Below are 16,707 nucleotides of genomic sequence, written 5' to 3' on the forward strand. Positions count from 1 at the left end.
GATGACTATGAAGACTAGGATGCATCCGAAATGATCATCCTTGTTCTTGCCCATGGCCCGCGGCCTCCCGTCTACAACTCGAGCAGTTCCTTCATCCCCCGCCGCCGCATCCCGGCCTTCAGCGCATCCAGGAAGACCGAACTCAGCGCGCCCGAGGCCATGGCCCTCCTGACCGGGTCGAGCCGCAGGAAGCCGCCCACGAAGGCCCGCAGGAACCGGTGCGTAGCGCTCTTCGGGTCGTCGAAGAGCGTGTTGGCCAGCGTCCCCTTCTCCAGGCCCTGCAGGATGACTTTCTCGAACGTGTTCTCCGGCGGGATGACCCTCTGGGGCCGGCGCTCCATGCGGATGGCCTTGCGTCCGCACTTGATCACGCAGACCCCGCAACCCAGGCAGGCCTCCGCGTCAATGCGGGCGCGCTTGTCCTCCAGCCGGATGGCGTTGACCGGGCAGACCTTGGCGCACATCCCGCAGCCGATGCAGAGCTCGCCCGCTGTCTGGGCCAGGAACCCCGACGTCACCACCGCATTCGGGTAGCCGTGCCTGGTGATGCCGGAGAGGGCCGAGCAGCAGCATTTGCAGCAGTGGCAGACGAAGGAGACCCGGCGCTGCACATTGTCCGCGCAGAGCACCAGGCCGTACTCGCGGGAGGCGGCGAAGAGCTCGCGCATCTCGGGCTTGCCGAGCTCCCGGGCCAGGCCGTGGCGGATGAGGTAGTCCGCCGCCGAGCCGAAGGAGGTGCAGGTTTCCAGGGGCACCTCGCAGATCTTGGCGCCCAGGTGCTGCTTCTCATGGCGGCAGGCGCAGATGCCCACGGCGCAGCGCTTGGCCTTCTCTATGAACGTGGAGGCCTTCTCGTAGTCCAGGATCTCGAGATGCCCTTCAGCCGGGAGGGCCTCTTCCCGGGCCACGGCGCGCATGATGGAGACCTTCTCGCCGTGGCCGAAGTTCGCATCCCAGAAGGGGCTCGCGTCCATGTACTCGTGGAAGAGCCGAGCCCAATCCTTGGTGTTCAGCTGGCCGCGGGTGCGCATCATGGTGAACTCGAAGATGCCGATGACGAAGGGCGAGGGCGAGTAGCGGTAGGCGCCTTTGAGGCGCAGGTCCAGGACCAGGCCCTTACCGGTCGCCGACTCCAGCAGGGCCTTGAGCCTCTCCCGGGGGATGCCGGTGGCCTTCTCCAGGCGCTCCAGATCGGAGAGCCCAGCGGGCATGCGGCTGACGAGCTCGGCTTCCTCTTCGGTGTAGAGCTCCTTGAGGATGGCTCGGAAGGACTCGTTGTAAGGCACGCGGCAGCTCAGGCTGTCGAGCTTGGCGCCCAGTTCCCGATACGCGTCTTTGGCCGCGAGATGGCCCATGGCGGGTCAGCCGAGGTGCGGCAGGTGCGCCTGGCGCAGCACGGATTTCTTGGAGCCGTAGAGGAAGTAGATGACCAGGCCGACCACCAGCCAGCCCCCGAAGCGGACCCAGTTCATCCAGCCCAGGCCCAGCATGAGGTAGAGGCAGAAGGCGATGCCCAGAACGGGCATGGTCGCGCCGCCGGGCACGCGGAAGGGCCGGTGGCGGTGGGGTTCCTTGTAGCGCAGGATGATGACCCCGATGCAGACCAGCACGAAGGCGAAGAGGGTGCCGATGTTGCAGAGGTTGGCCATCTCGTCTATGTTGCACACCGCGGAGAGCAGGCCCACGATCACGCCGGTCCAGATGGTGGTGACGTAAGGGGTCTTGAAGCGCGGGTGGACTTTGGCGAAGTATTGGGGCAGCAGGCCGTCGCGGCTCATGGCGAAGAAGATTCGGGGCTGGCCCATCTGGAAGACCAGCAGGACCGCGGTGTGCGCGATGACCGAGCCCAGGGAGATGATGCCGATGAGCCAGACCGGGGAGCGGTTGTACTCCAGGGCCGCGACCAGAGGCTCGGCGATCTTGCTCTTGAGTTCCATGACCGGTATCATCCCGGTCAGGGCCACGGTCACCAGGATATAGACCACGGTGCAGATGGCCAGAGAGCCGATGATCCCTAAGGGCATGTCGCGCTTGGGGTCCTTGGTCTCCTCGGCCACGGTGGAGACAGCGTCGAAGCCGATGTAGGCGAAGAATACCGTGGCCGCGCCCACCTGGATGCCCTTCCAGCCGCCGGGTGCGAAGGGCCTCCAGTACTCGGGGTGGAAGTAATGGATTCCCACCCCGATGAAGATGGCCAACACCACCAGCTTGAGGCCCACCATCACGTTGTTGAAGGCTGTGCTCTCCTTGATGCCGATGACCAGCAGGACCGTCAGGGCCAAGACGATGCATAGGGCGGGCAGGTTGAAGACCACGGGCAGGCCCAGCACGTGCGGCACCGCAGCCAGGTCCAGGCCCTTCTGCACGAAGGTGCGGTAGTCGATGCGCAGCCAGATGGGGATGTCCCAGCCGAAGGCGGACTTGACGAAGTCGCAGAAGTAGCCGGCCCAGGAGATGGCCACGGCCACGTTGCCGATGGCGTATTCCAGGATGAGGTCCCAGCCGATGATCCAGGCCACCAGCTCGCCCATGGTGGCGTAGGAGTAGGTGTAGGCGCTTCCCGATATGGGGACCATGGCCGCCAGTTCCGCGTAGCACAGGGCCGTGAACCCGCAGGCGATGGCGGTGATGATGAAGGAGATGATGAGCGCCGGCCCGGCCGGGTAGCCGCTGGAGGCCCCGACCGCGGCCTCGCCCACCATGGCGAAGATGCCGGCGCCGATGACCGCGCCGATGCCCACCATGGTCACGTCCAACGGGCCCAGCACGCGCGCCAGCTTGTGGCCGCGGACCTCGGACTCGTGGATGATGGCGTCGATGGACTTGATACGCCGCAGCCCGCGCCAGCGGTTCATGCCCCGAGCCCCTTCAGAATCTCGGGGACGTCGGCGGCGCCGACGCCGGAGCGCCACTCCCCTTCCGGATAGATGAGCACGTTGGGCCCGTGCGCGCAGAGGCCCAGGCAGCCGGAGCGCGTCACTCGGACATTTCCCTTGAGCCCGGCTAGGGCCACGCCTTCCTTGAGCTTGGTCCAGACTTCGTCGCCGCCCCGGCCGGGATTGGCGCAGGCCTGGCGGCCGTCCGTGCGCGCGTTGGTGCACACGCAGACGAACTTCCGGTAAGGGGCGGGCCTGGCCAGCATCGGGCTATCCTAGCAAATCAATCGAGCGCCGCTATTGGCGGACCGCCTGCTTCTGCGGCGCGGCCTTGAGCGCCCGCTCGATGTCCGTATCATAGATGAAGCTCGGGCTGATCTTGAGCCTGATCTGGCCCTGCGGGTCTATGATGAAGACCTCGGGGATGCCGGTGACTTTCAAGGCGTGCTGGAGGCCGGAGGCCTCGTCGATGCCGACCCAGCCGGTGATGGGGTGGTCCTTGAGGAAGCGCTCGACTTTCTCGCGCGGCTCGTTGGTCACGGAGATGAACACCACGGGGCGCTCCTGGAACTTGGCGCGCATCTTGTTCATGTGCGGGATGGTCTCGCGGCAGGTGGGGCACCAGGTGGCCCAGAACTCCAGGACCACCGCGCGTCCGCGCAGCTCGCTCAAGGAGCCCAGCGCCGCGGCCGGCGCCTGGAGCAGGACGGGTATCCCTGCCTCGGGAGCGGGGCCCAGGGGCTTGGGCGGCGCCGCGCAGCGTTCGAAGGTCAGCAGGCTCAGGAGCAGGGCGCCCGCCAGGAGAAGGATGAGGATGGCGGCGTCGGAACGGTCCATGCCCGGGGCTCAGTCCCCGCGCGGAGCCGGTATGCCCACCAGCAGCAGCGAGGCCGGTCCGTCCGCGGCCAAGGCGCAGCTTTCCTGCAGGTCCGCCGGCACGAAGGCCGGGGCCGAGGGTGCCAGCCGCCAGGCGCGGCCGCGGTAGTCCAGCCGGGCCCGGCCCGAGAGGACCACGAGATGCTGGAAGGTCCGGGCCGCGGGGACGGTCCAGCGGCCCCCTTCCGCCAGGTCCAAGCGGCGGACCGTGAAGAAGGGCCACAGGGCCGGCCGGTCCAGGAGCTTCCAGAGCCGGCAGCGCCTGGCTCCCGCGCCGGGGTCCAGGGCTTGGGGCCGGCAGCGGATGCCGGACACCGTGGTGACCGAGAAGTCGATGCCTTCCATGCGGCGCCGCAGGGCGGCGTCGGTCAGGCCGAGAGCGGGATGCCCCTTGCGGAAGCGCGCGCCCTTCAGCCAGACGAAGGGAGTGAAGAAGTCGGCCACGCTGTAAGTGCAGTCCGAGCTCTGCTGGACCTCGGCCAGGCGCAGGTGCTTGCCCTCCGGCAGGGGCATCCAGACCTCGCTCTTGGGGGCCGCGGCGGCGCAGAGGCCCTGGCGCGCTTGGCTCAGCTTCTTGACCGCGCGGCCGCCTCCGGCCAGGATGAATTCCTGGAGCGCCTCCTGAGTGGGGTCCTGGGGATGGAACTGCAGGGAAAGGCCGAAGAGAGCGTGGATGAGGCCGGCCTTGATCATGAGGAGATTGCCCGTCTCCTGGCGCAGGTCCACCTCGTTGAGCACCCGGACCATGCGGTGGTGGCTGCGGCGCAGGTCCTCGGCCAACTGGGCGAGCTCCTCCCGGTCCATCCGGCAGTAGCGGCCCATGGCCCGGGTGAAGGAGCGGTCGCGGGCGGGCGCCGCCTCCCAGCCGGCCAAGGCCCGGTCCGAGGCCCAGGCTTCGTAGACCCTCTCGAAGCCGTGGAAGGCCCGCTCGTCGGGGAGGCGCAGGCCGCGGCGCAGGGCCGCGAGCAGGTCCTGCTCACGGCAGATCCAGGACAGGAACTCCTGGGGCCGCACCAAGGTGGAGAAGCCGATGTGGGCGATGGGGGGGAAATCCGTGCGGATGAATTTGGCGAAGACGGGCAGGTCGGGGCCGAAGAGGCGGCGCGACCAGGCGCCCAGCAGCTGCGGCCTGCGGCGCAGGACCTGAGCCAGAGTCCGCTTCTTGGAGACCCCGGCCGGGAACTCGGGCCGGGTCGAGTTGAGCCAGAGCTCCTCGCCCCAGGCCTTGATCGCGCGGCGGGAGATCAGCTTCAGGGGCGCTGCGGCCTTTGGGTCGGGCATGGTGCGTTCCCATTCTACTTGTTTCATCCTTGGGCCGGAAGGGCCGCAAGGCCTATTTGTCGGGAGCTTGACGGGAGTAGGACGCAAGGGCTATAGTGGCGGTGAGGCGTAAGCTCAGGAAGGATCCGGCTCGGGGACTGCGCCTTCAGCATGCCATGAGCAAGATAATGATCATTGACGCGGAGGGGCCTCTGGGCGACGTCTTGAAGGCCGCCCTGTCCCAGGCCGGGCACGAGGTGGCGGCCACGACGGACGGGATGGCCGCGGTCGAGGCTTACAAACACGACCGTCCGGATGTCGTGCTCTTGGACCGGGACATGCCGGAGCTGCTGGGCTCCAGAGTCCTGCGTTCTCTTAAAGGTATCGACCCGCAGGCCAACGTCCTCATGCTCTACAGGGACATCGATCCCGAGAGCGAGGTCGAATACCGGCGCATAGGAGCCCGCATCTTCTTGTCCAAAGCCGTCGGTATCGACACCCTGCTCCATGTGGTCAAGCGCAGCCTGAAGCTGGGATCAGGAGCGAGCGGCTACGACGGTTCCGACCAGATAGGCAAATCGGAGGTCCTGGTCATCGATGATGATGTCAACGTCAGGGACACGCTGAAGCCATTCCTGGAAGGCAAGGGCTATGAAGTCAGCACGGCCAAGGACGGAGAAGACGCTCTGCGCATCATGAGGAGCAGCCGGCCTCGGATGATCCTATTGGACGTGAAGATGCCGAAGATGAACGGCGTCGAAGCCCTGCAGGCGATCCGGCGGATCAATACGCAAGTCCCGATCTTGATGATCACGGGCCAGGATGACTTGGAGACGGTGCGCGAATGCATGCGGCTGGGCGCCTTTGACTATATGATCAAGCCTCTCAATTTGGAATATCTAGAGACGATCGTCTGGGGCAAGCTGCTTTCCATATAGATCGGGGCGGTTCCTCATCACCCGTCACAACCCTGTCGCTTGGAGGATCCGTTCGGCCAGGTGCCTGGCCAGCAGCGCGTTGCCTTTCGGCGTCAGGTGGCCGAAATCCCCGCCATACTGGTCGATGAAGTAGTCCGCATAGCGCCCCTGCTTCAAGGCCTGCTTGAACAACGCCTCGTTGTCGACGAATCTGACGCCTGCCAGCCCTCCGACCAGGCGTTCGAGATGCTGGACCTTCCTCATGGGATACTGCATGCAGAACAGCGCGGCCTTGCGGGACAGGACGGCCTGCGCCATGTTCCGGTAGTTGTCCCGGATGGCGGGGTTCTGCTGTTGGATGAAGATCTCGTCGGCCTTGGCCAGAAAGGCCCGGGCTTGGGCTTCGTCGCCCGCGGAAGAAGAGAGGATGGCATAGCAGCGCAGCATCCGCTCGTCGGTCACCGCCAGCCTGCGCAGCAAAGCTCTCAGAGTCGCGGTCTCGACGGGCTGGTCATGGCGCAGGGTGAGGTAGGAGAGCATGGCCAGGCTCTCCCAATCCGGGGCGGGGCCGGTGACGGCCTGCCGGAGCAGGCGTTGGGCCGCGGCCAGGTCGCCTCGGGACAGGGCATACCAGGAGGCGCTCTTCAGAAGGCGCAGGTCATGGGGGAATCTGGCCACGCCGGCGGCGAGCACGGCCATGGCCTCGTGGTCCTGATGCCGCCTGGGCGAAAAGGAGGTCGCCTTGCCCCGCATCGTCGCTGCGGCCGCTTCCCTGCGGAGGAGAGGAAAGGCCGGGGGCCGGCGCCTCGTCCGGGGGACTCTTTTTCTCAAGGAGCTGTTCGTTGACCGTCGCGGCGAAGCGCCCCAAGCGCAGGCCGTACCAACGCCGCTGGTCCAGGCCGCGCTGTATGCTGGGGTACTCGACTCCCGCCATGAGGATGACGATGTTCGGGGCATAGGTCGAGAGGTCCGAGGCCAGCCTCCCGGCGAGGAAGACGGTGCCCACTCCGGCCTGGCCGCGGTCGATGACGGTGAAGCGGGCCTTCTTGCTGCGGCGGTTGAGCTCGTCCTCCAAGTCGGAGGGATAGCCCCCGGCGGTCATGGAATCCCCGATGCAGAGGACGCGGACGGCGCCGCCGGCCTGCAGGCCCCTCCTGATCTTGGCGGCGCGGGTCTGGGCCCGCAGAGCGCCCGCGGCCCAGAATCCGGCTTCCAGCAGGAGCGCGGCGGCGGCCAGCCCCAATAGGAAGACGACGGCTTTCTGCAGCCAGCCCGGCATCTACAATCCCTCGTCCCGGGCGCGGCTGTCCCGGATGTGGTCGTAGAGACTGTAGCCGCTGAGCGCGAAGCACAGGCAGCCCACGAAGACCGCGGCCGCCCCGAGTCGAGCGTCGCAGCGCAGCAGACCCAGCGAGCCGAGCAGATAGGTCCAGTCGTGCTCGCCTCCGCCGATCAGGGGCAGGACTTGCGCGCGCGCGTCCGCCATATAGGGCCCGATGCCGAGGAAGTTGGTGGCGAACCAGAAGATGCAGAAATCCGCCGACTTGGGCTGCCGCTGGCGCAGGAAGGAGAAGTAGAACAGCAGGGGCATGAGCAGTTGCAGCAAGGTCCCGCCCGCAAAGCCCAGCCAGCGGCTGCCCAGGAGGCCGAAGACCGGATGGCCGGCCTCATGGACGACGAGGTCGAACCAGGTCATGATGAAAAGGGCGCGGCCCAGGGGCTCCCGCGCCGAGTAGAGCGCGGCGGCGGCGGCGCCGAGCGCGGCCAGCTGCAGCGGGCCGAAGCGCAGGCGCCAGAAGGCCTTGCCTTCCGGGTCGAGCCAGGCGAGGATGTCGCGCATCGCTGCGGTTATGATAGCTTTTCAGGGGTCGCGCCCCAGCTCCGTGTTTGGTATCATGGTCAAAGCCCGCAGCCGGAAACCCAATGCCCATCAAGGAAGCGCAAGACGCCCTGTCCCGCGCCTCGGAGCACGGCCGCGCTCTCTCGCGCAAGCTCGAGGACTTGGTCTTCCGCGCCCAGCGCATCGCCCGCGCTCTCAAGAACGGGACTTCGGTCCCCGATTCCATGTTCGCCCGCGACCTGAAGGAATTCCGGCTGGATATCCGCAATTTCGGCACTGAGCTGGGCGTGCTGCCGAACGCTCTGGCAGGCGTCGCTCAGTCAGCCCGGCTCGATCCAGGCGCCGGGGCGCCGGCCCAGGCCATAAGCCAGCTCTCCCAGCAGATCCACGACAACATGCTGGCTCTGGAGGACCAGGGCCAACTGGCGAGCCAGCACCTCCGCGGGGCCGAGTACAAATCTGATATGGGCTACTTGTTCGCGGAGATTCACGGCCTGGTCGTGCGGGCCCAGGGCCTGCCCGCCATCGCCGACCAGATCGTCAGCCAGGCTAAAGCCGCGCCTCCCAGCGCGCCGGCCGCGGCCCAGCCTCCGCCCGCAAGCGCTCCCGAGAGGCCGGCGCTCAATCCCCGCCGTGCCGTGCCTTTGCGGTCCATCGCCCGGTTCAACCCGGCCACTCCCGCCGCCGGCTTGCCCGCCCAGCCGGACGGCCCTGAACACAGGAATTAGCGCCCTGGTCCGGGCGCCTGCGTCTATTTCCCTAGGACGATCGTCGCCTTGGCTCTCAGCTCTTGGAGGTAGTCAGGCCAAGCCTTGGTGATCTTGTCGGCCGTCATCGTCCTGCGCAAGTCGACCTTGATCTCTTCGAAGACGGCGGGCTTGGCCGGCCTGGATTCCTCGGCTTTGAGCACATGATAGCCGAACTTCGTCTTCACGGGGCCGGCCACTTCGCCGGGCTTGAGCGCAAAAGCGGCTTTCTCGATCTCCGGAAGAAGAGTGCCCCGGGGCACGAAGCCCACGTCGCCGCCGCGCCCCTTGGTGGTGTTGTCTAGAGAGACCTGGGAGGCCAGCTTGGCGAAATCCGCTCCGGTCTTGATGGCGGCCAGGAAGTCGTTGGCTTCTTTTTCCGTGTTCACCTGGACATTCCGAAGATGCACGGCCTCCGGACTGGCCAATCTCTCCTTGTTGGCATCGAAGAATCCCTTGACCTCGGCGTCCGTCACTTGGATGTTCTTGGCCTTGGCCACCAGATTCTCCCGCAGGTTCTGGGTCTCGATCTGAGAACGCAGACCCTGGAGATTCGTCCCGTCGGCGGCCAAACGCGCGCTGAAGGCGGCTTCATCCGGGAACTGGCTCTGGATGCGCTTGAGCCGCGCCTCCACTTCCTGGGCATCCGGCTTGACCCCCAGGCCGGCGGCGGCTTGGGTGGTCAATATCTCATCCACCCTCTCATTGAGAACGGCTCTTCCGTATTCCCGCCAAGCCCGATCCATCATCTCGGTCCGCCTGATCGCGACGCCGTTGACCGTGGCGAGCACGGCCGGCGCTTTGGCCGGGGCCGCGGAAACGGCCGTGGCCAAGAGCAATCCGCCGAATAAGATCATGAGTGGGCCTCCTTCCTGGATCCGACTAGGGTAGAAGCTAACATTCTGGCCGCGGTCCCAGCAAGCGGCTCACGCTCATCGGCCGGGTCCGGCCAGGCCCTAGTCGAGGATCGCGCGGAAGGCCTTCCAAGCCGCCGGGTCGAACTTCGCTTTCTGGACTTCCATGATCTTCAAGGCTTCCGTTGATGTCATCCCCGCCCGGTAGGGCCGGTTCTCCATGAGGGCGTCGTAATAGTCGGCGAGGTTCGTGATCCGCGACTCGAGCGGGATCTCGTGGGCGGAGAGGGCCTGGGGATAGCCCTTTCCGTCGACGGTCTCATGGTGGGTCAAGGCGACCTTGCGGCCGACGCGGCGGCTGACGCTGTCCAGACCCCGGGCGGCGGCGATGATCCCGGCGCCCAGCGAGGTGTGGCGCTCCATGACCACGCGCTCCTCGGCCGTCAGCTGGCCCTCCTTCTTGATGACCGTCAGGACCGCCTCCTCGCGCTTGCCCATGTCGTGCAGGCGCGCGCCCCAGGAGGTCTTGACCGCGAACTCCATGGGCAGGCCCATCTTCCAGGCGATCAGGCCCGCCAGCAGCCCGACGCGCATCATGTGGGAGTGGGTCTTCGGGTCCTTGGCCTTCAGCGTGGCCAGGAGCTCGTCCTTGGCGTTCATCGCGGCGCCCGACTGGGGCGACGGGGCCTGGTCCGCGGAGGAGAAGATCTGGGCGGCGGCATCCAGCCGCTCGGCGTAGCCGCGATCGGGGACCAGAGCCTGGGACCAGTTGCGGCTGTCGTAGAAGGGGGAGGGGGGCAGAGCCAGCGGTAGCCGGATCTTGCGCGGGTCTTGCGGGGCCGTCCAGTCGGGCGCGGTGGCGGGGCCGGCCGAGTCCAAGGGCTGGGGCGGGCGCCAATCGCTGAGCAGGCGGGCGGCCGCGGCATCGGCGTTTCTCATCGCGCGCTCGGCGGCCATCCGGCGGACCGCCTTGTAGCGCTGGCCGACCGACGCGCCGTAAAGGGCCAATCCTTTGAGCTGCTCCTGCAGCGCCAGGGCTTCTTCGGGAGAGGCATCGTCACCGGCCGCGGTCAGCTCGGCGAAAGCCTGCGCGGTCCTGGCCTCGACCTCGGGGGCGGCGGCGCTGCGCGCGTGCGCCAGCACGCTGAACAGCTCGGCGCGCTGTTCGGCGCCGAGGCCGGCCGGGGCGGCGAGCAGGGCCTGGACGTTCTCGGGGAGATGGGCGGCCAGCGGGGCCAAGGCCGAGGCTCCGGAGGGCTGGGCCAGATTGATGGTCTGCAGGTAGCTGAGCTTCGGCGCCAGGCTGACAGTCAGTTGGCGGCCTTCGGAGGTGCGCAGCCAATCCTGGAAGGGTTTGAAGGACTCCACCCAGGCCGCGGGCGCTTTCTCAAAGAGCGGCCGGCCCAAGCCTGCGGCGACCGCTGGGCCGAATGCGCAGATTAAGGCGAGCAGCGCGAGGGCGGCGACGCGCAATCTCCTCATGCCAAAAGTATAGTCGGGAAACCGCCGCCGCTTCAGTGCCCAAAGGCCCAGCGGCCGCTGGGCTTAAAGACCAGCGGCTGCCGTATGCAAGCCTCCGGTTCAGCGCTTCACGCCGCAGGAGCCGCCGCCCTGCTTGGCGTAGTAGTGTTGGTGGTACTCCTCCGCCCGGTAGAACTCTCCGGCGGGCGCGATCTGAGTGACCACGCGGCCGTGATAGCGGTGCGAGGCTTCCAGGAGCGCCTTGGACGCCAGGGCCGCCTGCCTCTGCTCCTCGTCCGCGTAGAAGATCACGGAGCGGTACTGGTCTCCGACGTCCGGTCCCTGGCGGTCGAGGGTGGTCGGGTCATGGATGCTCCAGAAGGTCTTGAGGAGCTGGTCGTAGCTGATCCGGGACGGGTCGTATTCCAGGCGCAGGGTCTCGGCGTGGCCGGTGGTCCCGGTGCAGACCAGCTTGTAGGTCGGGTCCTTGGCCGTCCCGCCCGCGAAGCCCACCTCCGTGCTCAGCACCCCGGGCAGCTGGCTGAAGGCTTCTTCCACGTGCCAGAAACAGCCTCCCGAGAACATGGCGGTCTTGGTCTTGGGCTTGGCGGCCGGGAAGAGCCGCCGGTACGGCCCATAGCCCTCGGCCTCCAGCCGGTCGGCCGGGATGAAACGCAGGGCCGCGGAGTTGATGCAGTAGCGCAGGCCCTTCGGGCCCGGCCCGTCCGGGAACACATGCCCGAGGTGGCTGTCGCTTTGCTTGGAGCGCACCTCCATGCGCTCCAGCCCCGATGAGCGGTCGCTCTTGGAGGACACCGCCGCATCGGCGATCGGCTTGGTGAAGCTGGGCCAGCCCGTGCCGGAGTCGAACTTGTCCGTGGATGAGAAAAGCGGCTCGCCCGTGGTCACGTCCACGTAGATGCCGGGGGCGTGGTTGTCCCAATAGGCGTTGGCGAAGGGGGGCTCCGTGCCGCACTCCTGGGTCACGCGGTATTGCTCGGGGGTCAATCTCCGACGCAGTTCATCGGAGGACGGCTTCTTGGGTCCGGGCATGGGACCTCCTTCGGGCCAGGCTCCCGCAGACGCGCAGAGGATGGCCGCGGCTAGAACGCAGGACCAGACTCGCGGACTGTCCATATCCCTCTCGCATATGAGTGACTCCCGGAGGGCGCGCGTTACACGCTACGCGGACGCGCTTCTTTGATAGAATCAGCGTGCGTGGAGCTGGGATTCGAACCGGGATATCTGGACCGCCTGCACCGCCGCGATCCCGCCGCGGTGGAGCACGTGGTGCGCCGGCACTCGGCGGACCTCCTCAACGGCGCCCTGGCCCTCGGGCTGCGCGAGAACGCGGCCGAGGAGTTGGTGGCCGAGACCTTCGCGGCCTTCCTCGACGCCGCGCCTCGCTTCCAGGGCCGCTCTTCCGTCAAGACCTATCTCTTCGGCATCCTCTACCGCAAGGCCATGGAGCGGGGCCGCAAGTCCGCGCGCGAGCAGGCCTTCGACCCCATCGACGAGGCCTTCGACCAGCGCTTCAACCTCGTCGGGCACTGGAGCCAGCCTCCCCGCGGCCCCGAGGAGGAGACCTTGGCGCACGAGGTGGGGGAGCTCATCGAAGCCTGCCTCAAGGGCCTGCGCCCCCTGGAAAGGGCCGCCTTCCTCCTCAAGGAGGTGGAGCGCGAGCCCAGCGAGTCCGTCCGTAACGCCCTGGAGGTGAAGGACACTCATCTGCGGGTGCTGTTGTTCCGGGCCCGCAACAAGCTGCGCGACTGCTTGGAAGCGCGCTGGGGTAAGAGATGAGCCTGCCGGTCAACTGCCATGGCGTGTGTCTGTGGCTCAGCCGCGGCGAGGCGGAGGACGCTTCGTGGCTCTCCGCCTGGCTGGCGCGCGCGCACCTGGCTTGGTGCGCCCACTGCCGCCGCTACCGCAGCCAGCTGGAGCTCATCGGCGACGCGGCCCGGCTCTCGCGGGCGCACCTGGCCGATCCGGAGCGCGTCCGGAGCCTGCAGACCCGCATCGTCCGCCGCCTGTTGTCCGGCGGCGGCAGCCGGGGGCAAAGCTAAGGCCCGGCCGGAGGAGACATGTATTTCGAGCGATTCGACCCGCTGCAGGGGCAATGCCTGCAGATCCTCGACCCCATGGGCAAGGTCCAAGAGGATCTGCGGCCCGACCTGCCCGACTCTCGCGTCAAGCAACTCTACGAGCGCATGTCCGTCATGCGCCTGGCCGACCAAATGGCCATGAGCCTGCAGCGCGAGGGGGGGATGGGCACCTATGCGCCCTTCTACGGCCAGGAGGCCGCTCAGGCTTCGGCCGCCTTCCTCCAGCCGGCGGACTGGATGGTCCCTTCCTACCGCGAGACCGGCGCGCTCTTCCTGCGCGGCGTGCCCCTGGCCAACCTCTACCGCTATTGGATGGGCGACGAGCGCGGCATGCTCATGCCCGAGGGGCTGCGCATATTGCCCATCGCCATCGTGGTCGGCTCCCAGCCCCTGCACGCCGTGGGCCTGTCCTGGGCCATGAAGCTCAAAGGCGAGAAGGCCGCGGCCGTGGCCTATTTCGGCGACGGGGCCAGCTCGCAGGGCGACGTGCACGAGGCCATGAATTTCGCGGGCGTGTTCCAGACCCCCACGGTCTTCCTGTGCCAGAACAACCAGTTCGCCATCTCTTTGCCGCGCAAGCAGCAGACCGCGGCCGCGACCATCGCCCAGCGGGCCTCGAGCTACGGCTTCCCGGGCCTGCTGATCGACGGCAACGATATCTTCGCCGTGGCCGCGGCCATGACCGAGGCCCTGGCCGACGTCCGCGCGGGCAAGGGCCCGCGCCTCATCGAGATGCTCACCTACCGGCTGGGGCCGCACACCACGGCCGACGACCCCACCAAGTACCGCGCCAGCGGGGAGATCGAGAAGTACAAGCCCTTCGACCCGCTCCTGCGCCTGCGCCGCTATCTGGAGAGCCGGAAGCTCTGGGATGAAACGGCGGAGAAGGATCTGGTCCAGCGCGGCCAGGCCGAGGTGGAAGACGCGGCCAAGAAAGCCAAGGCCATCGCGCCGGCCGTCCCGGACGACATCTTCGCCTATACCTACCGCACGCTGCCGCCCTATCTCAAGCGTCAGCAGGAAGACCTGCGGGCCTTCCTCAAGGAGCAGGCGGCGGTGGAGGCGCACCATGGCTAAGCTCAATCTCGTCTCAGCCCTCAATATGGCCCTGGACCAGGAGATGGCGCGCAACGACCGCATGCTCATCCTGGGAGAGGACGTGGGCCGCGAAGGCGGGGTGTTCCGCGTCACCGACGGGCTGCAGAAGAAGTATGGAGCGGCGCGCGTGGTGGACACGCCGCTGGCCGAGTCCGCCATCTTGGGCGCGGCTTTGGGCCTGGCCGCGGGGGGCATGCTGCCCGTAGCCGAGATCCAGTTCGAGGGCTTCATCCACGTGGCCATGGACCAGCTCTGCAACCAGATCGGCCGCTACCGCAACCGCAGCCGCGGCCGCTACGGCCTGAGCCTGGTCATCCGGGTGCCCTGGGGCGGCGGCATCCACGCGCCTGAGCACCACTCGGACTCGCCCGAGGCCTTGCTCGCGCACACCCCGGGACTGACCGTGGTCCAGCCCTCGAACCCTGCCGACGCCAAGGGCCTGCTGCTCGCGGCCCTGCGCCTGGGCGAGCCCGTGGTCTTCTGCGAGCCCAAGCGCATCTACCGGGCCATCAAGGCCGAAGTGCCGGAGGGGGACTACACGGTGCCCATCGGCAAGGCCGCGGTCGCGCGCCAGGGCAAGGACTTGACCATCGTGGCCTGGGGCGCCATGATGCGCGAGGCCCTCGAGGCCGCGGAAGAGTTGCAGGCCCAAGGAGCCTCCGCGGAGGTCATAGACCTGCGCACGCTCTCGCCCATGGACTCCGAGACCGTGGTGGAGTCCGTGCGCAAGACGGGCCGGCTGGTCATCGCGCACGAGGCGCCGCGGACCTTGGGCCTGGGCGCGGAGATCGCGGCGCGGGTGGGCGAAGAAGCCTTGACCAGCCTGCTGGCGCCCATCGAGAGGGTCACGGGCTTCGACACGGTGATGCCGCTCTCGCAATTGGAAGACTACTATCTGCCGGACCATCGCCGCGTGCTGGCCGGCGCGCGCAAGGTTCTGGCCGCTTAGGGGGTGTGATGGCTTTTGAATTCAAGTTCCCGGACGTGGGCGAAGGCCTCATCGAAGGCGAGGTCGTGCAGTGGAAAGTGAAGGCGGGGGACAAGGTTGAGAGCCACCAGGTCATCCTGGAAGTGGAGACGGACAAGGCCGTAGTCGAGATCCCGTCTCCGGAGGCGGGCTTCATCCTGAGCCTCAAGGGCGGGCCCGGCGACATCATCAAGGTGGGTGACGTGATCGCGGTCATCGGCACCGAGGCGGAGTCGAAGGCCGCCCGGGTCTCAGAGCCGCCCGCCGCCAAACCCGCGCCTGAGCCGCCTCCTCCGCCCAGACCAGTCGCCCCTCCGCCGGAGCCCTACACCGTGCAGGGACCGTCCGTGGGCGTGGTGGGCTCGCTGGAAGAGGCCCCGGAGGACGCGCCGTCGCCGCCCGAGCCCAAGGCTCCGCCGCCCATCACCCGGCCGCGCGTCGAAGCCCTGCCCAAGGACCGGGACCTGGCCAAGCGCCTGGGCGTGGACATCGAGCTGATCCACGGCACGGGCCCCAAGGGCCGGGTCAGCGAAGAGGACATCCGCAAAGCCGCGGAGTTCGGCGCGCCCGAGAAAGGCGCGCACGTCTGCGAGGGGGTCAAAGCCGCCGACGGCTTCGGGCCGGTGGAGCGCGTGCCCTTGCGGGGGCTGCGCCGCCGCATCTCCCAGGCCATGACCGAGTCCTTGGCCAAGACCGCCCAGGTGACGACCAGCGACGAGGCGGACGTCGACGAGCTCTGGCGCATCCGCGAGAAGATGAAGGCTCAGGCCCAGGCGCAGGGCGTGCACCTGACCTTGCTGCCCTTTTTGGTCAAGGCGGTGGTGGGAGCTTTGAGGCGCGTCCCGGAGATGAACACGACCTTGGACGAGGCCAAGGGCGAGATCGTGTTCAAGGCTTACTACCACATCGGGGTGGCGGTGGACACGCAGGACGGGCTGATCGTGCCCAACTTGAAGGACGCGGACCGCAAGAGCATCCTGCAGATCGCCCGCGAGCTGGAGGACCTGGCGCAGAAGGCCCGGCGCCGGACTCTGGACGTGAAGGATCTCAAGGGGGGGTGCTTCACCATCACGAACTACGGCTCCATCGGCGGGCTCTTCGGCACCCCCATCATCAACTACCCGGAGGCGGGAATACTGGGAGTGGGACGGATGGTGGAGAAGCCCGTGGCCGAGCAGGGCGCCATCCGCATCAAGAAGGTCCTGCCTTTGTCCTTGACCTTCGACCACCGCCTGGTCGACGGCGGGCATGCCCAGCATTTCTTGAACGATGTCATGCGCCATCTGTCGGATCCGGACCTGATCTTGGTCGGGATGTAGAACGAGGAGGGATTGATATGAAGAGATTGTTCCTGGCGGTGGCGGTCGTGACTCTGGCGGCTTTCGTGGTCCGGGCCCAGCAGGCCGACAAGACGGCGCAGGCGCCGGAGACGACGATGGACGGGGCCAAGGCGCCGGCAGCCAAGAAGGCGGACAAGAGCGTCAAGAAGGATAAGAAGGGCAAAGCCGTGGTCGAGGATCACACTCCGGCGGCCTCCGAGTACGGCAAGGCGGCGAAGTGCCCGGTCACAGGAGAGGAGTTCAAGGTCTCGGCCGAGACCAAGGCCGTGAAGTACAAGGGCAAGGTGTACTACTTCTGCTGCCCGAGCTGCGCGCCCTCCTTCAAGAAGAACCCGGCGAAGTTCGCCAAGTAGCCGGGATGGAAACAGAA

The 16,707-nt window shown here is 67.4% G+C and carries 19 protein-coding genes; 8 read left to right on the forward strand and 11 right to left on the reverse strand.

Going from position 1 to position 16,707, the window contains the following annotated elements; translation table 11 throughout:
• Positions 1 to 71: 71 nt before the first annotated feature.
• Genes NTY77_11210 through NTY77_11230 form a run of 5 tightly spaced genes read right to left on the reverse strand, consistent with a single transcriptional unit; the run spans position 72 to position 5,033 of the window.
• Positions 72 to 1,355 carry a 4Fe-4S binding protein gene (locus NTY77_11210; GenBank protein MCX5796053.1) on the reverse strand — a complete coding sequence of 428 codons (1,284 nt, stop codon included), beginning with the start codon at positions 1,353 to 1,355 and terminating at the stop codon, positions 72 to 74.
• Positions 1,356 to 1,361: 6 nt separating this feature from the next.
• Positions 1,362 to 2,855 (reverse strand): amino acid permease, encoded by a 1,494-nt coding sequence (locus NTY77_11215; protein MCX5796054.1) that lies wholly within the window; start codon positions 2,853 to 2,855, stop codon positions 1,362 to 1,364.
• On the reverse strand, positions 2,852 to 3,142 hold the full coding sequence (locus NTY77_11220) for a (2Fe-2S) ferredoxin domain-containing protein (protein ID MCX5796055.1): 291 nt from the start codon (positions 3,140 to 3,142) through the stop codon (positions 2,852 to 2,854). Before NTY77_11220 ends, NTY77_11215 begins: the two co-directional genes overlap by 4 nt.
• 31 nt (positions 3,143 to 3,173) lie before the next feature.
• Positions 3,174 to 3,713, reverse strand: coding sequence for a TlpA disulfide reductase family protein (locus tag NTY77_11225; GenBank protein MCX5796056.1), 540 nt, complete (start codon positions 3,711 to 3,713; stop codon positions 3,174 to 3,176).
• Positions 3,714 to 3,722: 9 nt separating this feature from the next.
• On the reverse strand, positions 3,723 to 5,033 hold the full coding sequence (locus NTY77_11230; GenBank protein ID MCX5796057.1) for a hypothetical protein: 1,311 nt from the start codon (positions 5,031 to 5,033) through the stop codon (positions 3,723 to 3,725).
• A gap of 167 nt (positions 5,034 to 5,200) precedes the next feature.
• On the opposite strand from NTY77_11230, the gene NTY77_11235 reads away from it, so the two are divergent.
• The gene (locus tag NTY77_11235; protein ID MCX5796058.1) at positions 5,201 to 5,950 is read left to right on the forward strand and encodes a response regulator; all 750 of its coding nucleotides are present in this window, start codon (positions 5,201 to 5,203) and stop codon (positions 5,948 to 5,950) included.
• A 24-nt stretch (positions 5,951 to 5,974) separates the two neighbouring features.
• On the opposite strand, the gene NTY77_11240 is transcribed toward NTY77_11235, so the two are convergent.
• Genes NTY77_11240 through NTY77_11250 form a run of 3 tightly spaced genes read right to left on the reverse strand, consistent with a single transcriptional unit; the run spans position 5,975 to position 7,769 of the window.
• The gene (locus tag NTY77_11240) at positions 5,975 to 6,628 is read right to left on the reverse strand and encodes a hypothetical protein (GenBank protein MCX5796059.1); all 654 of its coding nucleotides are present in this window, start codon (positions 6,626 to 6,628) and stop codon (positions 5,975 to 5,977) included.
• Positions 6,588 to 7,208 (reverse strand): hypothetical protein, encoded by a 621-nt coding sequence (locus NTY77_11245; protein ID MCX5796060.1) that lies wholly within the window; start codon positions 7,206 to 7,208, stop codon positions 6,588 to 6,590. The genes NTY77_11240 and NTY77_11245 overlap by 41 nt, the downstream gene beginning before the upstream one ends.
• The gene (locus NTY77_11250; protein MCX5796061.1) at positions 7,209 to 7,769 is read right to left on the reverse strand and encodes a hypothetical protein; all 561 of its coding nucleotides are present in this window, start codon (positions 7,767 to 7,769) and stop codon (positions 7,209 to 7,211) included.
• A gap of 83 nt (positions 7,770 to 7,852) precedes the next feature.
• Here NTY77_11250 and NTY77_11255 point away from each other — a divergent pair, with 83 nt between their 5' ends.
• A complete protein-coding gene (locus tag NTY77_11255) occupies positions 7,853 to 8,497 on the forward strand; it encodes a hypothetical protein (protein ID MCX5796062.1) in 645 nt (214 codons plus the stop codon).
• 23 nt (positions 8,498 to 8,520) lie between these two features.
• Here NTY77_11255 and NTY77_11260 read toward each other — a convergent pair whose 3' ends face one another.
• The 3 genes from NTY77_11260 to NTY77_11270 form a co-directional block, all read right to left on the reverse strand.
• On the reverse strand, positions 8,521 to 9,372 hold the full coding sequence (locus NTY77_11260) for a peptidyl-prolyl cis-trans isomerase (GenBank protein ID MCX5796063.1): 852 nt from the start codon (positions 9,370 to 9,372) through the stop codon (positions 8,521 to 8,523).
• Between the two features lie 99 nt (positions 9,373 to 9,471).
• Complete coding sequence (locus NTY77_11265; protein ID MCX5796064.1) at positions 9,472 to 10,851, reverse strand: HD domain-containing protein; 1,380 nt, start codon at positions 10,849 to 10,851, stop codon at positions 9,472 to 9,474.
• A 99-nt stretch (positions 10,852 to 10,950) separates the two neighbouring features.
• On the reverse strand, positions 10,951 to 11,883 hold the full coding sequence (locus tag NTY77_11270) for a bifunctional methionine sulfoxide reductase B/A protein (GenBank protein ID MCX5796065.1): 933 nt from the start codon (positions 11,881 to 11,883) through the stop codon (positions 10,951 to 10,953).
• A 165-nt stretch (positions 11,884 to 12,048) separates the two neighbouring features.
• Between NTY77_11270 and NTY77_11275 the strand changes: the two genes are divergently transcribed.
• Genes NTY77_11275 through NTY77_11300 form a run of 6 tightly spaced genes read left to right on the forward strand, consistent with a single transcriptional unit; the run spans position 12,049 to position 16,690 of the window.
• On the forward strand, positions 12,049 to 12,630 hold the full coding sequence (locus NTY77_11275; protein MCX5796066.1) for a sigma-70 family RNA polymerase sigma factor: 582 nt from the start codon (positions 12,049 to 12,051) through the stop codon (positions 12,628 to 12,630).
• A complete protein-coding gene (locus NTY77_11280) occupies positions 12,627 to 12,893 on the forward strand; it encodes a hypothetical protein (protein MCX5796067.1) in 267 nt (88 codons plus the stop codon). Before NTY77_11275 ends, NTY77_11280 begins: the two co-directional genes overlap by 4 nt.
• A gap of 18 nt (positions 12,894 to 12,911) precedes the next feature.
• Positions 12,912 to 14,009 carry a pyruvate dehydrogenase (acetyl-transferring) E1 component subunit alpha gene (gene pdhA / locus NTY77_11285; protein MCX5796068.1) on the forward strand — a complete coding sequence of 366 codons (1,098 nt, stop codon included), beginning with the start codon at positions 12,912 to 12,914 and terminating at the stop codon, positions 14,007 to 14,009.
• The gene (locus tag NTY77_11290) at positions 14,002 to 14,979 is read left to right on the forward strand and encodes an alpha-ketoacid dehydrogenase subunit beta (GenBank protein MCX5796069.1); all 978 of its coding nucleotides are present in this window, start codon (positions 14,002 to 14,004) and stop codon (positions 14,977 to 14,979) included. The genes pdhA and NTY77_11290 overlap by 8 nt, the downstream gene beginning before the upstream one ends.
• 8 nt (positions 14,980 to 14,987) lie before the next feature.
• Complete coding sequence (locus NTY77_11295) at positions 14,988 to 16,316, forward strand: dihydrolipoamide acetyltransferase family protein (protein MCX5796070.1); 1,329 nt, start codon at positions 14,988 to 14,990, stop codon at positions 16,314 to 16,316.
• A 17-nt stretch (positions 16,317 to 16,333) separates the two neighbouring features.
• The gene (locus NTY77_11300; protein MCX5796071.1) at positions 16,334 to 16,690 is read left to right on the forward strand and encodes a YHS domain-containing protein; all 357 of its coding nucleotides are present in this window, start codon (positions 16,334 to 16,336) and stop codon (positions 16,688 to 16,690) included.
• Positions 16,691 to 16,707 lie beyond the last annotated feature (17 nt).

The sequence above is a fragment of the Elusimicrobiota bacterium genome (assembly GCA_026388095.1).
In the GTDB taxonomy this organism is placed as follows: Bacteria; Elusimicrobiota; Elusimicrobia; order UBA1565; family UBA9628; genus UBA9628.

Coding starts and splice junctions, on each gene's coding strand:
- NTY77_11210 (MCX5796053.1), bottom strand. CDS start 1,355: ATGGGCCATCTCGCGGCCAAAGACGCGTATCGGGAACTGGGCGCCAAG.
- NTY77_11215 (MCX5796054.1), bottom strand. CDS start 2,855: ATGAACCGCTGGCGCGGGCTGCGGCGTATCAAGTCCATCGACGCCATC.
- NTY77_11220 (MCX5796055.1), bottom strand. CDS start 3,142: ATGCTGGCCAGGCCCGCCCCTTACCGGAAGTTCGTCTGCGTGTGCACC.
- NTY77_11225 (MCX5796056.1), bottom strand. CDS start 3,713: ATGGACCGTTCCGACGCCGCCATCCTCATCCTTCTCCTGGCGGGCGCC.
- NTY77_11230 (MCX5796057.1), bottom strand. CDS start 5,033: ATGCCCGACCCAAAGGCCGCAGCGCCCCTGAAGCTGATCTCCCGCCGC.
- NTY77_11235 (MCX5796058.1), top strand. CDS start 5,201: ATGATCATTGACGCGGAGGGGCCTCTGGGCGACGTCTTGAAGGCCGCC.
- NTY77_11240 (MCX5796059.1), bottom strand. CDS start 6,628: ATGGCCGTGCTCGCCGCCGGCGTGGCCAGATTCCCCCATGACCTGCGC.
- NTY77_11245 (MCX5796060.1), bottom strand. CDS start 7,208: ATGCCGGGCTGGCTGCAGAAAGCCGTCGTCTTCCTATTGGGGCTGGCC.
- NTY77_11250 (MCX5796061.1), bottom strand. CDS start 7,769: ATGCGCGACATCCTCGCCTGGCTCGACCCGGAAGGCAAGGCCTTCTGG.
- NTY77_11255 (MCX5796062.1), top strand. CDS start 7,853: ATGCCCATCAAGGAAGCGCAAGACGCCCTGTCCCGCGCCTCGGAGCAC.
- NTY77_11260 (MCX5796063.1), bottom strand. CDS start 9,372: ATGATCTTATTCGGCGGATTGCTCTTGGCCACGGCCGTTTCCGCGGCC.
- NTY77_11265 (MCX5796064.1), bottom strand. CDS start 10,851: ATGAGGAGATTGCGCGTCGCCGCCCTCGCGCTGCTCGCCTTAATCTGC.
- NTY77_11270 (MCX5796065.1), bottom strand. CDS start 11,883: ATGCCCGGACCCAAGAAGCCGTCCTCCGATGAACTGCGTCGGAGATTG.
- NTY77_11280 (MCX5796067.1), top strand. CDS start 12,627: ATGAGCCTGCCGGTCAACTGCCATGGCGTGTGTCTGTGGCTCAGCCGC.
- pdhA (MCX5796068.1), top strand. CDS start 12,912: ATGTATTTCGAGCGATTCGACCCGCTGCAGGGGCAATGCCTGCAGATC.
- NTY77_11290 (MCX5796069.1), top strand. CDS start 14,002: ATGGCTAAGCTCAATCTCGTCTCAGCCCTCAATATGGCCCTGGACCAG.
- NTY77_11295 (MCX5796070.1), top strand. CDS start 14,988: ATGGCTTTTGAATTCAAGTTCCCGGACGTGGGCGAAGGCCTCATCGAA.
- NTY77_11300 (MCX5796071.1), top strand. CDS start 16,334: ATGAAGAGATTGTTCCTGGCGGTGGCGGTCGTGACTCTGGCGGCTTTC.